Annotated in this window: 15 protein-coding genes; 8 read left to right on the plus strand and 7 right to left on the minus strand. The window is 48.3% G+C overall.

Going from position 1 to position 15,881, the window contains the following annotated elements:
- Positions 1-10: 10 nt before the first annotated feature.
- The 4 genes from ACES2C_RS16830 to ACES2C_RS16845 all read right to left on the minus strand — a co-directional run bounded on the left by ACES2C_RS16830 (position 11) and on the right by ACES2C_RS16845 (position 3,741).
- Positions 11-979: an L-histidine N(alpha)-methyltransferase gene (locus tag ACES2C_RS16830; protein WP_374164230.1), complete on the minus strand. Its 969-nt coding sequence runs from the start codon at positions 977-979 to the stop codon at positions 11-13.
- Between the two features lie 3 nt (positions 980-982).
- A complete protein-coding gene (gene egtB, locus ACES2C_RS16835) occupies positions 983-2,167 on the minus strand; it encodes an ergothioneine biosynthesis protein EgtB (RefSeq protein ID WP_374164231.1) in 1,185 nt (394 codons plus the stop codon).
- A 72-nt stretch (positions 2,168-2,239) separates the two neighbouring features.
- Positions 2,240-2,515: a UBP-type zinc finger domain-containing protein gene (locus tag ACES2C_RS16840; protein ID WP_374164232.1), complete on the minus strand. Its 276-nt coding sequence runs from the start codon at positions 2,513-2,515 to the stop codon at positions 2,240-2,242.
- A gap of 347 nt (positions 2,516-2,862) precedes the next feature.
- Complete coding sequence (locus tag ACES2C_RS16845) at positions 2,863-3,741, minus strand: fructosamine kinase family protein (RefSeq protein WP_374164233.1); 879 nt, start codon at positions 3,739-3,741, stop codon at positions 2,863-2,865.
- Between the two features lie 59 nt (positions 3,742-3,800).
- Between ACES2C_RS16845 and lepA the strand changes: the two genes are divergently transcribed.
- Positions 3,801-5,588 carry a translation elongation factor 4 gene (gene lepA, locus ACES2C_RS16850; protein ID WP_374164234.1) on the plus strand — a complete coding sequence of 596 codons (1,788 nt, stop codon included), beginning with the start codon at positions 3,801-3,803 and terminating at the stop codon, positions 5,586-5,588.
- An 81-nt stretch (positions 5,589-5,669) separates the two neighbouring features.
- Entirely contained in the window at positions 5,670-6,551 is an 882-nt protein-coding gene (locus ACES2C_RS16855; RefSeq protein ID WP_374164235.1) for a bifunctional 5,10-methylenetetrahydrofolate dehydrogenase/5,10-methenyltetrahydrofolate cyclohydrolase, read from the plus strand.
- 51 nt (positions 6,552-6,602) lie between these two features.
- Here ACES2C_RS16855 and ACES2C_RS16860 read toward each other — a convergent pair whose 3' ends face one another.
- A complete protein-coding gene (locus ACES2C_RS16860; RefSeq protein WP_374164236.1) occupies positions 6,603-7,040 on the minus strand; it encodes a hypothetical protein in 438 nt (145 codons plus the stop codon).
- A gap of 142 nt (positions 7,041-7,182) precedes the next feature.
- Between ACES2C_RS16860 and ACES2C_RS16865 the strand changes: the two genes are divergently transcribed.
- Genes ACES2C_RS16865 through ACES2C_RS16875 form a run of 3 tightly spaced genes read left to right on the plus strand, consistent with a single transcriptional unit; the run spans position 7,183 to position 10,538 of the window.
- Entirely contained in the window at positions 7,183-7,806 is a 624-nt protein-coding gene (locus ACES2C_RS16865) for a 7-carboxy-7-deazaguanine synthase QueE (RefSeq protein ID WP_374164237.1), read from the plus strand.
- A 47-nt stretch (positions 7,807-7,853) separates the two neighbouring features.
- Complete coding sequence (locus tag ACES2C_RS16870) at positions 7,854-8,627, plus strand: dienelactone hydrolase family protein (RefSeq protein ID WP_374164238.1); 774 nt, start codon at positions 7,854-7,856, stop codon at positions 8,625-8,627.
- 12 nt (positions 8,628-8,639) lie between these two features.
- Positions 8,640-10,538 carry an OmpA family protein gene (locus tag ACES2C_RS16875; RefSeq protein ID WP_374164239.1) on the plus strand — a complete coding sequence of 633 codons (1,899 nt, stop codon included), beginning with the start codon at positions 8,640-8,642 and terminating at the stop codon, positions 10,536-10,538.
- Here the strand turns inward: ACES2C_RS16875 and ACES2C_RS16880 are convergent.
- Positions 10,519-11,226, minus strand: a complete 708-nt coding sequence (locus ACES2C_RS16880; protein WP_374164240.1) for a sterol desaturase family protein — start codon at positions 11,224-11,226, stop codon at positions 10,519-10,521. The genes ACES2C_RS16875 and ACES2C_RS16880 overlap by 20 nt on opposite strands.
- 91 nt (positions 11,227-11,317) lie before the next feature.
- Positions 11,318-13,972 carry an alanine--tRNA ligase gene (alaS, locus tag ACES2C_RS16885; protein WP_374164241.1) on the minus strand — a complete coding sequence of 885 codons (2,655 nt, stop codon included), beginning with the start codon at positions 13,970-13,972 and terminating at the stop codon, positions 11,318-11,320.
- Positions 13,973-14,124: 152 nt separating this feature from the next.
- On the opposite strand from alaS, the gene ACES2C_RS16890 reads away from it, so the two are divergent.
- The 3 genes from ACES2C_RS16890 to ACES2C_RS16900 all read left to right on the plus strand — a co-directional run bounded on the left by ACES2C_RS16890 (position 14,125) and on the right by ACES2C_RS16900 (position 15,879).
- Positions 14,125-14,460 carry a MerR family transcriptional regulator gene (locus tag ACES2C_RS16890; RefSeq protein WP_374166974.1) on the plus strand — a complete coding sequence of 112 codons (336 nt, stop codon included), beginning with the start codon at positions 14,125-14,127 and terminating at the stop codon, positions 14,458-14,460.
- A gap of 11 nt (positions 14,461-14,471) precedes the next feature.
- On the plus strand, positions 14,472-15,356 hold the full coding sequence (locus ACES2C_RS16895; RefSeq protein WP_374164242.1) for a diacylglycerol kinase family protein: 885 nt from the start codon (positions 14,472-14,474) through the stop codon (positions 15,354-15,356).
- A gap of 295 nt (positions 15,357-15,651) precedes the next feature.
- A complete protein-coding gene (locus tag ACES2C_RS16900; RefSeq protein ID WP_374164243.1) occupies positions 15,652-15,879 on the plus strand; it encodes a hypothetical protein in 228 nt (75 codons plus the stop codon).
- Positions 15,880-15,881: the final 2 nt, after the last annotated feature.

Here is a 15,881-nt window from a genome sequence, read left to right on the forward strand (position 1 = left end):
GGGGGTACATTTATATTTCATCAGTACTGTTTTCTGGCCTCTTTAGCCACAGGACGTCGGTAAACCACTCGTCCGGGTCGTAGAATTGCTCTACGTATAGAAATCCGCTTGAGTTGGCTAGTGCCCTGAGAGATCGGCTATCGTATTTTTGCGATACCTCCATAAAAATACTTTCATCCCTTTTGAAGGAAAAGACCTCGCGGTCGGCTCCGATCCTTACTTTCTGCGGCTTAGCGCTGATTAAATAGCTTTTGCATGAGCCGGTTTCGGGATCATAGGTCTGATAATGTTCAAAATCGTCGACGCAAAAGTTTGCGTTCAGCTCCTCATTGATCCGGTGCAGGAGGTTAAGATTGAAATCACGGGTAAGACCTTCCTCGTCGTCATAAGCCCTGAGGATGGTTCTTGGATTTTTTTTCAGATCCACGCCCATTAGCAAGAGATCCATGGGGCCCATCAAGTGATGAAGCGTACGGCAAAAGGTCGTTGCTTCATCCGGAAACATGTTTCCGATGTTAGAGCCTAAGAAAAGAATCACTTTTCTTCTTTTCGACAACTCGGCTGCTTTTCTCAGCATTGGAAAGTACTCTCCGTTCAGGCCCTTCACTTTTAGGCCTGGGATGGCTTCGGGGAGTTTGGTTTCTAGATTTTCAATCACCTGACTCGATATATCGATCGGATAATAAGTAAAATCATGGCGTTCATCTACCAGATGCTGCAACAGATGTGATGTCTTGGAGGCATCGCCTGCACCAAGCTCGATGATGTCATAAGCGCCCCCCGGGGCATTAAAAAAGCGGGCTATCGTGGGCGAGTGTTCCTCGAAGATCTCGTGTTCGCATCGGGTTAGATAATAGTCCTGCGAACGCATGATCTGCTCGAAGATCAGGTCGCCTGCCTTGTCATAGAAGTATTTCGATAGAAGATATTTAGGACTTGAGCTAAGTCCTTTTTTTACATCCAGAAAAAATTGATCCATAAATTAATGTGCCAGTCGGATTCCTGCCAGCTGCCAGCGCGCGTCGGGCGGGAAAAAGTTACGATATGTACTGCGTGAATGATGTGGAGGTGTGAAGACAGATGCGCCGCGGAGCACCATTTGATTGATCATAAACTTGCCATTGTATTCGCCCAGAGCTCCTGGAGCTTTGCTGAAGCCTGGATAAGGCAGATATGCACTGCCGGTCCATTCCCAGCAGTCGCCCCAGTTCAGGTTCTGTGCTGCCACCTCCCATTCAAACTCGGTAGGGAGGCGCATCCCCTTCCAGGCAGCAAATGCCGCTGCCTCATACCACGAGACATGTGCTACAGGCTCGTTTGGTCTTACTTTCTCAAGCCCGCGGAAGGTGTAACGGTGCCAATCGCCGTCCACCTGATGCCAGTAGAGCGGCGCCTCAATGTGGTTGGCCTTCACCCATTCCCATCCCTCGGAATGCCAGTGGACGAAATTGCGGTAGCCGCCATCCTCCATAAATTCCATGTATTCTCCTGCGCTCACCAGGGAGTTGCTGATCTCGAAGTCGCCAAGATAAACGGAATGCCGTCCCTTTTCGTTGTCGAAACTAAAGCCGTTGCCATTGAAGCCGATCTCATATAATCCCGATCCAATCGACGTAAAGGAATTAGAAAGCACCGGAGTTAGCTCAGACGCGACGTTCTGCTCAAATGCAGGCAACAATGGATTATGGCCCAGGATATACTTGATGTCGGTAAAGAGCAGTTCCTGATGCTGTTCTTCATGGTTGATGCCCAGTATGACGAGTTCTTCAAGAGCCGGGCTGAGGTTGTGTGCAGATAACAGCTCGCGCATAGCCTTGTCAACATAGCTCCGGTAACGGAATATATCCTGTACGGTAGGTCTGCTCAGGTTGCCTCTGTTCGTTCTCACTACACGCGCACCGACGCTTTCGTAATAACTGTTAAAAACATAGTTGTAATTAGGGTCGAACACACGGTAGCCTTTGAGGTTGGGCTGTAGTATAAAAGTCTCAAAAAACCAGGTGGTATGGCCCAGATGCCATTTCGGCGGGCTGACAAACACGGTCGGTTGCACCACATAGTCTTCTGTTGCCAGATCCTCGCAGATGCGGACAGTCCGCTCACGGGTCTCAACATAGCTGGATAGGCAGCTGCTAATTTTGGCTGCCTGCTGATGGGTAGAGTTCATGAAAAGCGTTTTTTTATTTAAACCCCGGGCATAAGCTCAGGTAATACTTGAAGGCGCAAGCAGCGTCAGGCACTACTCATACTCGGCAAATACCTCATCCTGATAACACCATAGCCATTTTTCTCCTGGCTCCGCAGAAATCACAAGGGGATGCTGTGTGGCATGAAAATGAGCGGTCATATGCCGGTTCGGCGAAGAATCGCAGCAGAGAGTAACGCCACAGGTCTGACAGGTACGGAGGTGAACCCACTCTCCTCCTGTACGCACGAATTCCTCACAAATAAGGGATTCGGGCAGCTTAAGTTCCTCAAGGGACGATAGATGTTTGCAACTATTTTGGTTTGCCATTTAACTGAAATTAAAGAAATTTAAAAACCAGTTGTCATTACTAATGTACAAAATCTTTCGCAAACGGTTTGCTGGCTTTCTGGTATTGCCAATTCCTCCGCCATTTCTTTTCTGTGCGGTCTTATTCCTTGTTCTCTTTTCACATAAGCGGCATTAATGAGCCCGCATGTCCGTTCATGCAGATTCCTGTCCGCGTCCTCTTGTTCCGGGAAGGCATAACTGAAGCGATCCTTTTGCCTGACTAGTAAAAATAAGTAACACCCCGGCGCTCTGAGGGACTGCGGTCTCATCGTCAGGCAGGAAAAAAAGGGGTCAATGCTGGCGCTACGCATTCTGCCTGTTGACGCTTAAAACCGTTCAAGTGTGCTCCGGATGGGAGCAAGATAAGAGCTGCCGAACAGGTTCACGTGAACGAGCAAGGGGTAAAGGTTCCAGATATCGAGCCTCTCCTGCCAGCCGCTTTGTAAGGGGAAGGCATCATGGTAGGCTTGGTAAAAGGCCTCGTCAAAACCACCGAAGAGAGTAGTCATGGCGATATCAAACTCCCTGTGTCCGTATGAGACTGCAGGGTCGATCAGTACCGGCTCTCCTGTTTCGCTTATCATGTAATTGCCTGCCCAGAGATCGCCGTGCAGAAGCGAAGGATCCTCTTCGTCAAAAAGACCCGGCAGCGCGGTGAATAGTCGCTCGAATTTTGCAGTTATCACCCTGTCAATTAATTTCTTATCCGATGCGATCTTAATCTGAGGTTTCAGCCTCTCTTCTATAAAGAACTCGGTCCAGGATGGGTGCCGTTGGTTCCTTTGTTCCAGCGAACCCATATAATTATCGTAGTCGAGTCCAAAGCCGGAGCTGCTTGTACGGTGCATGGCCGCAAGCTTCTCTCCCATCAACGCCATTGCGGTCTGGTCGGGGCGCCCGGCGTTGATCCATTGCAACACCAGGAACTGCTCTCCTGGACTTGTGCCGCATGCCAGTACTTTCGGTACTTTTATTGTTTCGGTATGGGCAATTTCCCTGAGGCCTGCAGATTCCTTAAAGAACATTTCAGGAAAGTGTCCGGCGTTGTTGATCTTCGCAAAAAAGAGTGTCTGACCAGCCTTTAGCTGGTAGCAGGAGTTGATGCTTCCGCCGCCCACGCTGCGTACTATTTCGATCTTTTTGTGCACACCAACAGCGGCAAGAGACTGGCTGATAAGGGCTAACGTTTGTTCTGATATGTACATAATCTTCTGGATAAGACGCCATGAAAATATGAATTCAAAAAATTATCTTTGCGATTCGAATGAAACATATCCGGAATTTTTGCATCATCGCACACATCGATCACGGGAAGAGTACGTTGGCAGATCGATTGCTCGAATATACCAATACAATCACTCAGCGCGAAGCTCAGGCTCAGCTGCTGGATGATATGGACCTGGAACGCGAGCGCGGCATCACCATTAAGAGTCACGCTATCCAGATGAACTATAAGCTGGATGGCCAGGAATATGTTTTAAATCTGATCGACACCCCCGGGCACGTCGATTTTTCATATGAAGTTTCACGCTCTATTGCAGCCTGTGAAGGCGCTCTTCTCATCGTGGATGCAGCGCAGGGAATACAGGCACAGACAATATCGAACCTGTATCTGGCCCTGGAGCATGACCTGGAGATCATCCCGATCCTGAACAAGATGGACCTCCCCGGCGCTATGCCTGAGGAGGTGAAGGACCAGATCATTGAGCTGATCGGCTGTAAGAGAGAAGAGATCATCCCTGCTTCCGGGAAAACGGGAATGGGAGTACACGATATTCTAAAGGCGATCGTAGAGCGCGTCCCTGCCCCGGTAGGCAAGCCGGATGGCGAGCTTCAGGCTTTGATCTTCGACTCGGTGTTTAACTCTTTCCGGGGGATCATTGCCTACTTCAAGGTGGTGAACGGCGAAATCAGGAAGAATGATAAAGTAAAGTTCATCGCTACGGGCAAAGAGTACATTGCCGACGAGGTAGGCGTACTGAAACTGAATCAGCAGCCGCGCGACGTGATAAAGACGGGCGACGTGGGCTATATCATATCAGGGATCAAGGAAGCCCGGGAAGTGAAGGTGGGCGATACCATTACGCATGTGGAGCGTCCGGCAAAAGAGGCAATACAGGGATTCGAAGAAGTAAAGCCGATGGTGTTCGCAGGGATCTACCCGGTAGATACCGAGGATTACGAAGAGCTCAGGGAGAGTATGCATAAGCTGCAGCTGAACGATGCTTCGATCGTTTTTGAACCTGAGTCTTCTGCTGCCCTTGGCTTTGGTTTCCGCTGTGGCTTCCTCGGAATGCTGCATATGGAGATCATCCAGGAGCGCCTGGAGCGTGAGTTCGATATGACGGTGATCACGACCGTACCGAACGTATCTTATCGTGCCTTTACCACCAAGGGCGATCTGGTGATTGTCAATAACCCTTCAGATCTTCCTGATCCGAGCAAAATGGACTTCGTGGAAGAGCCGTATATCAAAGCGAATATTATCACCAAGTCAGACTTTGTTGGTCCGGTGATGTCTTTGTGTATTCAGAAGCGGGGGATTATCGTCAATCAGTCGTACCTCACTTCTGAACGTGTGGAGCTGGTTTTTGAAATGCCAATGGGCGAAATTGTGTTCGACTTCTACGATCGTCTAAAAACCATTTCCAAGGGATATGCCTCGTTTGACTACCACCAGATCGGATACAGGCAGTCAGATCTGGTCCGTCTGGATATCAAGTTAAACGGCGAGCCTGTGGATGCACTTTCGTCATTGATTCACCGCAGTAACTCCTACGATTTCGGAAAGAAGATCTGTGAGAAACTGAAAGAGCTTCTCCCCCGGCAGCAATTCGAGATTGCCATTCAGGCTTCAATTGGGGCAAAGGTGATTGCACGTGAGAACGTTCGCGCCCTTCGCAAAGACGTAACGGCTAAATGTTACGGAGGGGATATTTCCCGGAAGCGTAAACTCCTGGAAAAACAGAAGAAGGGAAAGAAGCGGATGCGGCAGGTTGGAAACGTGGAGATTCCTCAGTCTGCTTTCATGGCTGTTCTTAAGCTGGATTAACACATACTATTGGAAGGCAGTACTTCAATTCGATCTTTCGGTCTTTGAACGGCCTGCCATCCGAAGCCTATTTCATAGCACATGCAATTACTTGACGGAAAATTCGTATCTGAAAAACTCAAACAAGAGATAGCGGCGGAAGCAGCTGAAGTGTTATCACTTAGTGGACGGAAACCCCACCTGGTTGCCATATTAGTAGGTCACGATGGTGGCAGCGAAACTTACGTGGCCAGCAAGATGAAGAATTGTGAGAAGGTTGGCTTCAAGTCGACGCTCTACAGATACGAGGAAACGGTAACCGAGGCAGAGCTTCTTAACAAGATCGAAGAGATCAATCTGGATCCGGAAGTAGACGGACTGATTGTTCAGCTGCCTCTTCCTAAGCATATTGACCCAGAGAAGGTTACAGAGAAGATCGACTACCGAAAGGACGTTGATGGTTTTCACCCTGTGAACCTGGGAAGGATGATGCGCAATCTTCCCTGCTTTATCCCTGCCACCCCCTACGGCATCCTGATGATGCTGGAGGAATATAAGATAGAAACTGCCGGCAAGCATTGTGTGGTAGTGGGAAGAAGTAACATTGTGGGCAGCCCGATGAGCATCCTCATGGCGCGTAACACATATCCCGGAAATTGTACTGTCACCCTAACTCATAGTAAGACGCAGAACCTGGAGGAAATTGTGCGCTCTGCCGATATTGTAGTCGCAGCAATTGGCAGAAAGAACTTTATCACGGCCGATATGGTGAAAGACGGAGCGGTCGTAATTGATGTCGGCATCAACAGGGAGACATCCGCAGAGACTAAGTCGGGTTTTAAGCTGTATGGAGATGTAGACTTCGAGAACATTGCCCCTAAAGCCTCCTGGATCACTCCTGTTCCCGGAGGAGTTGGTTTAATGACAATTGTAGGCCTTCTTAAAAATACCCTTGCTTCAGCTAAAAAGGAGATCTATTCCTGAAACGTCTTAGTTCGACATAGCCTCTTTGTTCCGCCGCTGGCTGGCAGGCAATTATAGCAGATAGGTTTCAGGGATTACCAGGTCATCTTTTTCGTCGGTCCAGACCATCGACACAATCCTCCATTGTCCTTCGGTATAGATGTACTGGATGAAATTTACCCCGCGTGTCCAGGGCTGAGAAGTTTCGGCGCTGAAAGAGTATTCGTAAACGCTGACGCGCTGCGCGGTATTTCCGAAAACCTCCGTATTGTCTGATATTTCCTGCTGTGAGTAAAATGAAGAGCTTCCGTCTTCTATTTGCTTCATTACAGCTTGTGCATAGCTCTGTACTGTGAAGTCGATCGGCTGATCGTAGTTGTTGTTAATGAGCTTACCGGCGCCATAAAACAGCTCCTGCAGATGATCGAACTGCGGATAGTGTTCCTGATTAAAGCTTATTGCAGCATAAAACTGCTCGGTCAGTTTGTCAATCTCCTGGATATTGATCATGTCTTTCGTGTATATCTGTTCTAATAACCACTTTTAGTCTCAATAGGTTTGAGGTTCGGTCTTATTGATCATCGTGCTGCAATATTCAGCCCCCGGCATCTCCAATAGGTGAACTATTCGGTATATTTGCCGATTGTTTAACATGAATCAAGTAGTACCAGAAGACGGAACTCTATTGCCCTTAATGGAAGAGTTCTATACAATACAGGGAGAAGGATATCACAGTGGCAAGGCAGCATATTTTATCCGGCTGGGCGGATGCGATGTAGGCTGCCATTGGTGTGATGTAAAGGAGAGCTGGAATGCTGAACTTCATCCCCTTACCCCAGCTGATGAGATCGTGAAAAATGCAGCCAGCTATCCTGGAAAGGCGGTGGTCATTACTGGCGGAGAACCCCTGATGTACAATCTCGATTATCTGACAACTGAGCTTCAGCGCCGCGGAATAAAGACGTTTATTGAGACCTCCGGCGCCTACCCGCTCTCAGGTACCTGGGATTGGATCTGTCTCTCGCCCAAGAAGTTTAAAGCTCCTCTGCCCTCTATTGCGCCTCATGCGGGAGAGCTGAAAGTGATTGTCTTTAATAAGAGCGATTTTGCCTGGGCTGAGAAGCATGCCGATATGGTGGCACCCGGCTGTAAACTCTATTTGCAGCCTGAATGGTCTAAAGCAACCGAAATGCTGCCCCTGATCATTGACTATGTAAAGGAAAACCCGAAGTGGGAGATCTCGCTGCAAACGCATAAGTATTTGAATATTCCGTAATTATAGTTTACTATATTTGTAATACTATAGCTCCTAAATTAACCTCAATGAAGCGACTCATTCTCTCTATCCTATTAACGGGCCTTGTTGGTCATCTGGCTGCGCAGGGAAAAGATATCTCCTACTCCAGCCAGGGAACCAAATTAAAGGGATACCTGGTCAGCCCCGAAAACAAGAGCAGTAAAGCACCTGGCGTGGTAGTGATACATGCATGGATGGGGCTGAACGATTTTGTGAAAGGCTCTGCTACAAATTTAGCAAAGCTGGGCTATTATGCGTTTGCGGCTGATATTTATGGGGAGGGCGTCAGGCCCCAGTCGCCTGCAGAAGCGGGAAAGCTGTCGGGATCTTATAAAGGCGACCGTGACCTGTATCGCTCGCGTATTCAGGCAGCAATAGAGCAATTAATCAAGGCGGGCGCCGATCCTGAACGCATAGCGGTGATGGGTTACTGCTTCGGAGGAACAGGAGCGCTGGAGGCAGCAAGAGCTAATCTGCCGGTAAAAGGGGTGGTCTCTTTTCACGGTGGCCTCGATAAAAGAGGAGACAAACAGGAGAACTCGGAGATTAGTGCGAAGGTGCTTGTTTTACACGGCGCAGATGATCCCTTTGTTCCCGAGAGTCAGGCTTTGGCGTTTCGCGAAGAGATGCGGAGCAGAAAAGCCGACTGGCAAATGATCTATTATTCGGACGCGGTGCACGCATTTACTGAGCCTGCAGCTGGCAATAACAAATCTTCCGGCGCTGCGTATAATGAAAAGGCGGCAAAGCGGTCCTGGGAAGACATGAAGAAGTTCTTTCAGGAAGTTTTTGCCATGTAAGCGTTTGGTGAAATGAAGGTACTGTTCTCGTTTTTATTGCTCTTTAGCACTCTTTTTGTTTATTCCCAGTCAACATCCTCGAATAATAAAGCTGCGCAGCGCAGTTACGAACAGGCGGGCAAATATATCTCCGCCGGAGATTATAATAGTGCACTTGGCGAACTCCAGAATGCTGTAAAGGCAGATCCTCGCTTTGCAGCGGCTTATCAGCAGCTTGGAGACGTTTCCAGGAAGCTTAAGAATTACAAAAGTGCACTAACGTACTACCGCAAGGTTCTGGAAATTGATCCTGAGTTCCATCCACTCACCTATTTTGGTCTGGCGGAAAGTGAGATGTATGCTGCAGACTATCAGTCGGCGCTGCAGCACTTTATTAAATATTCCAACTCACCGAACCTTAGTGAAAGCAGTAAAAAGTTAGTCGCGAAATATATAGCGGACTGCAACTTCAGTGTTGATGCAATTAAGAGGCCTGTGGAATTCAATCCCGTTAACCTGGGACGAGGAGTCAATACAGCAGACCAGGAATATCTTCCGGTAGTCACTGCTGATGAAGAGCGGATCATTTTTACGAGAAGGATCAATAATAACGAGGATTTCTACCAGAGTGTAAAGGGTGCTGACGGGTGGGCCAACGCCACTTACCTGAGCAGCAACATCAATACCGCGGCCTATAACGAAGGCGCGCAGTGCATATCGCCCGACGGCCTCTATTTGTTTTTCACCGGCTGTAACCGCCCCGAAGGACTTGGCCGTTGCGATATCTACCTCTGCCGGAGGGAGGGGAAGGACTGGAGCGAGCCTTTTAACCTGGGAGCGCCGGTGAATACAGCAGCCTGGGAGTCGCAACCCTCTTTAACTGCAGACGGTCGTTCCCTGTACTTCGTAAGCAATCGTGCAGGAGGACTCGGCGGCTATGACATCTGGAAAACAGACCTGCTTGAAGGAGGGCAATGGTCGGATCCTGTTAATCTGGGTCCCAATGTGAATACTCCTTTTGACGAGCACTCTCCCTTCATCCACCCCGACAATAACACGCTTTACTTCTCATCTAACGGATGGCCGGGTTTCGGGAACAGGGATTTGTTCTTTTGCCGGAAGGATGCATCTGGAGAATGGGGAAAGCCCGTGAACCTGGGATATCCGATTAATACGGCGGGCGAGGAAAGCGGCCTTGTGGTGAGTGCAGATGGCAGTACGGCCTTCTTTGCTTCCGATATGAAAGGAGGATACGGAGGAATGGACCTCTACTCCTTCACGCTTCCTGAACGCGACAAGCCGCAGCCAGTTACCTATGTAAAGGGCAAAGTAATAGATGCAGACACGAAGGCGCCGCTTGATGCAGATGTGAAGATCACCGAGCTGAAAACAAATACGGTGTCTTTCAGCGAGTCGAGCGAACCCGAGAGCGGCGTGTTCCTTGCTACGATGCGCGAGGGGCATAAGTTCAGCCTTTCCGTTGATCGCGAGGGCTATCTCTTCCATTCCGAGAATTTCAGCCTGGATCAGAATATGAACGGCAAGAAGCCGTTTACTCTTATCGTCCCCCTCCAAAAGATCCGGACGGGCGGTACGGTGGTCATGAGGAATGTATTTTTCGAGACAAATAAGGCCGATCTGCTGCCTGAGTCTATTACAGAGCTGTCGACCCTAATTGGATTTCTTAACGAGCATCCTAACGCCAGTATAGAGATCCTGGGGCACACTGATAATACCGGATCAGTTGAAACCAATCTTTCCCTGTCTGAGAATAGAGCCAGGAGCGTTTATAATTATCTTATCCAGAATAAGATATCGCCCGAGAGGTTAAGCTATAAAGGACTGGGATCAAGCCAGCCTGTAGCAGATAATGGCACGGAAGAAGGGCGGCAAGCCAATCGCCGCACCGAATTCAGGATCTTAAAGTATTAGTGGTATTGCTGAACCTGCCAGGTTTGTATCCGCTGCTCTCATTACTCTTATTTTCTTCGTCGTCGTTGCGTGGCACTGTCCGGAAAATAATATCCCAGAAGGTTGAGCTTACACCGAAGCCTTTCTCCGGATACTTGTAATGATGGAGGTGATGGTTCCTCCAGATTGCCTTAAGGGGCTTGGGCGGCGCGTAGGCATGTATCGCATAATGCATAGACACATAAGCCAGATAACCGGTAATGAAACCCGGAAAGAAAATGCAGGCATAACTCCCGGTACCTGTGCTGATAAAAGAAACTGCATAAATAAGTCCGAAGACCACGGCAGCCAGTATTATGCTGGGTACAGGCGGCATGAACAAGCGCATGCGGTCTCTTGGGTATTCATGATGGTTGCCATGGAAAATATACACAAGACGTTGTCCGATCTTGCTTTTGGCCTCGTAGTGAAACAGGTAACGGTGAGCGAAATATTCAAAAAGCGTCCAGCTTAGCAACGCTGCGAAAAAAAGGCCGGCAATAAACGGAACACTGAAAGCGAGCTTGGTGTGACTGTAATACAGCAGCCAGGCATTAAAGGGAAGATAGATACTGTATATAACCCATGGACGGGTCTTGGTGAGGCTTTCGAGCAGATCGCTTTTAAAAAGCCGGGCCTGACCTTTATTGTGAATTTTTTCGAAATGCATAAAACAAACCTTTCCGGTTTACACCCATACTGTATACAGATAACTGTATGCGAAAGACTTTTGTTTTATGCATTCCGAAAAGGACGGGCAATTAGCCCGCAACTTTTGCTACTAACTCTTTTGCCTTTTGCAAAGCTGCGTCAAGGCCTGAAGCGTCCTTCCCTCCTGCTGTTGCATAGAAGGGCTGGCCTCCTCCGCCTCCTTTGATTTCCTTTGCCAGTTCGCGAACAATGTTCCCTGCATGCAGCCCCTTTTCATCAACCAGGTTTTCTGAGATCATGACCGTTAAAGACGGCTTCCCTTCGCTTTCGCTGGCCAGTACCAGAAAGAGATTGTCGACACTTTCCTTGAGGGAGTATGCCAGGTTTTTAATGGCGTCGGCATTTCCGAAAGTTAGCTTTTCAGCAATGACATTTAGCCCGCCTACATGAACGGCTTTGCCTTTAAGCTCATCCTTTAAGCTAGCCGCCTTTTCATATACGTTCCGTTCCAGTTCCTTTTTTAACTTATTGTTGTCGTCAATAAGCCCCTCAACTGACTTGGAAAGATCCTTTGGGTTTTTAAGAAGATTCTTCAATTGAGCGATCAGCTTGCTCTGCTCAGCGACAAAGTGAGCCGCTGCTTTTCCGGTGATTGCTTCAATCCTGCGCACCCCGGCCGCCACTGCACTTTCTGAAGTAACTTTAAGAAAGCCTATTTGTCCCGTTGAACGCACGTGTGTACCTCCGCATAATTCCTTCGAGTACTTGTCATCAAAGGTGATCACCCTTACGAAGTCGCCATATTTTTCGCCAAAGAGCGCAGTCACTCCTCTGTTCAAAGCTTCCTGAAAAGGCACGTTCCGCTCTTCTTTTAATGCAATATTCTCACGGATCTTTTGATTTACGATGCTTTCCACACGTTCCAGTTCCTCGTCCGTTACCTTGGAGAAGTGTGAGAAGTCGAACCGGAGATAGTTTTCATTGACCAGCGATCCTTTTTGCGCCACGTGCGTGCCGAGTACCTCACGAAGAGCGGCATGCAACAGGTGGGTTGCTGAGTGGTTATTCTCAATATCTGTCCTTCTGTCGCGGTCTACCATGCACTGAACTTCCTGATGGAGGTCAAAGCCTTCAGGAATACTATCAGTAAAATGCACAATAAGGGCGTTCTCCTTCTTTGTGTCGGTGATTGTGATCGTGTTCGCACTGCCTGCGTCGCCCGAAACGATGGTTAGTGTGCCTGTATCTCCTACCTGACCGCCGCTTTCCGCATAAAAAGGTGTACGATCAAGGATCAGCTGGTACTGCTCTTTTCCCTTGGCAGTAACTTTCCTGTATTTCAGGATATGAGCGGCGGTTTCCAGCGTGTCATATCCGACAAACTCGTTCTCCTCCCCTTCATTTACCATGATCCAGTCGCCGGTATCAATTGCTGTCGCTGCCCGTGAACGAGCTTTCTGAGCTTCAAGAGCCCGGTTAAAGCCATCCATGTCTACCGTCAGCCCCTTTTCTCTAGCCATCAGCTCAGTTAGATCGATGGGGAAGCCGAACGTGTCATATAGCTCAAAAGCAAAATCTCCCTCCACTGTCTTGCCTTCCGCGGCGTATTTCTCAAAACGCTGTATGCCGGTTGACAAGGTTCTCAAGAAAGAAACCTCTTCTTCGAGGATCACTTTTTGTACGAAGTCCTGCTGTGCTTTCAGTTCAGGGAACACTCCGTCGAACTGTTCCGCCAGCACCGGCACCAGCTTATTGAAGAAAGGATCCTTGAAGCCCAGGAAGGTGTAGGCATACCGTACTGCGCGGCGCAAGATGCGGCGGATCACGTATCCCGCCTTCACATTAGAAGGGAGCTGACCGTCTGCAATTGCAAATGCTATTGCCCGGATGTGATCTGACATAACGCGCATGGCAATGTCGGTCTTCTCATTACTCTCTCCCTGCGTATATGGTATTCCGCTTTCCTTTGATATAAACTGGATCAGAGGCTGGAACACATCCGTGTCGTAGTTCGACGACTTGCCCTGTAATATCCTCACCAGACGTTCAAGGCCCATACCGGTGTCAACGTGCTGAGCAGGTAAAGGCTGCAGTGAACCGTCTTTCAGCCGGTTAAACTGCATGAATACATTATTCCAGATCTCAATCACCTGCGGATCGTCCGCGTTGACCAGCAGCTTCCCATCTTTGGCCTTTCTCTGGTCGTCGGGACGGCAGTCTACATGTATCTCTGAACAGGGACCACAAGGCCCTGTGTCGCCCATTTCCCAGAAATTGTCTTTTTTGTTTCCAAGAAGGATACGGTCTTCATCGATCCATTTTTTCCAGAAGTCGTACGCTTCCTGATCTTTTGGCAAGCCTTCTTTTTCGTCACCTTCAAAGACCGTTACATACAGGCGATCTTTGGGGATGCCGTAAACTTTTGTAAGAAGTTCCCAGCTCCAGGCAATGGCTTCTTCCTTAAAGTAGTCGCCAAAGCTCCAGTTACCCAGCATCTCAAACATCGTATGGTGATAGGTGTCGATCCCGACTTCCTCGAGGTCATTGTGTTTACCCGACACGCGTAAACATCTCTGCGTATCTGCTACTCGGGAATGTTTCACAGGCGCTTCCCCCAGAAAGATCTCTTTAAACTGGTTCATCCCTGCATTCGTAAACATCAGCGTGGGGTCGTTCTTTACCACTATGGGTGCCGACGGAACGATCTGATGTCCCTTACTTGCAAAAAAATCTAAAAAAGCCTGCCTGATTTCCTTCGTAGTCATTCTATGAAAAATTTGATTCGCAAAGTTAACAAGCTTGGCGAAAGTTGAAAGAGTGTTGCGTCTTAATGTTATGCAGGGCCTGCCCTGTGCGATCTGAAATAATTTGCGGGAGAAGTTTACCAGGAATTGCCGTGATCGGAGTATCTTTGTGCATGCCTTATAAAGAAAGAGACATCAACAAACTCTATTATACGATGGGTGAAGTGACTGAGATGTTCAATGTGAACGCTTCTCAGATCCGCTTTTACGAAAAAGAATTTGAAATCCTGCAGCCTAAAAAAAACAAGAAGGGTAACCGATTGTTCTCACCGGAAGATGTAGAGAATTTGAAAATAATTTTCCATCTGGTTAAGGAGAAAGGCTTTACCCTTCAGGGAGCCAAAGAACATTTAAAAGGAAACAGGACTGAGATCAGGGAGAATCAGAAGGTAATCGATTCGCTCGAAAAATTAAAAAAGTTCCTGCTGGAGGTGCGGGAACAGCTTTAGCAAACAACTCTGTGAAAGTATTCTTTGTCGTTAATTCGAAGTCGGGTACCCGGGCCGGTGCAGGTCTGGAAGCTGTTATTTCAGAAGAATCCCGTAAGAATAATTTCCAGTTTGTGATCTACCGCCTCCACGGAGGTAATGTGGAAGAAGATATCCGCACCGAGCTGCAGGAGTTTGAACCGGATGTAGTGGCAGCCGCAGGCGGAGACGGAACGGTGAACCTGCTGTCGAAAATCCTCTGTGATACCAATTACCCCCTTCTCATTATTCCCGTAGGTTCTGCTAACGGCATGGCAAAAGAGCTTGGAATAGGCCGCGTTGACTTTGCCTTTAGCCTGATCAAAGATGGCATCAGGAGGAAAATCGACCTGCTGAAAATAAACCAGATCCACTGTATCCATCTCGCGGATGTCGGTCTGAATGCGAGGATCGTAAAGCGATTTGAGAAGGATCCTAAGAGAGGAATGCTCACTTACGCCAAACATCTGCTGGCTGAAATCTTCCTGATCAAGCACTACCGTTTTTACATTCTGGCTGATGGGAAGCAGATCCAGAGAAAGGCCGTGTCGCTCACCTTTGCAAACGCATCGAAATACGGCACCGGCGTCGTAATTAATCCCACGGGGCGATTGGATGACGGCAAATTTGAGCTGGTGATCATCAAGCCCTTCCCCCGGGTCAAGCTTTTATCAATTGCCTGGAAGATGCTGCGTGGAAAGCTGCAGACCTCTGAATACGCCGAAGTGGTGCCCTGCAGTAAGGCCGTGATACGAACTTCAAGGCGCACCACCCTACAGATAGACGGTGAAGTGATCGGCAAGACAAAACTTATTGAAATACAAATTCTTCCTAAAGCCCTTACCGTCATTGAGCCTCGCCAGGCAAGCGGCCTCTAAGCCCCTGACCGTGCTGTTTTCGGCATTTTTTTAAAACTGTTTCCATTTTCCATAGTTAGAATTACAAGCAATGTTTTAATAATTGCTTTAACATAATTTAATGTACCTATGAGAACACGCATTTTTTATTGCAGAGAGTTTTGCTGTATAACGGGGCTCTTTATGAAGAGGCGGGTTGATCATTAACCGAAAGAGTAATGCCGGCCGAATGGGTAGCCTTTGGATGTGCAGACAGCCTCACTTCCCCGACGGACCGCATTCCTTAAATTAAAAGTGTAAACCTTAAATTTTAATTATGGCAAAGACTAAATCAGGGTTTGTTCCTCCTAAAGGCAAACCAAGCGGAAACGGAAAAAAATCACATGGATTGAAAGACGCGTTTGCAGTAAACGATCTGGAACAGGATAATGAAATCGCAGAGAAGTACACTGACGGAGGCGACGAGCTTTCGGCTAATGTAAATGTGCGGCACGTGAACAGGAACCTAGCTAAAGGAGAAGACAACGCAAACGATAACAAATAATA

Origin of the sequence: Arcticibacter sp. MXS-1 (assembly GCF_041902385.1) — a bacterium.
GTDB lineage: Bacteria > Bacteroidota > Bacteroidia > Sphingobacteriales > Sphingobacteriaceae > Arcticibacter.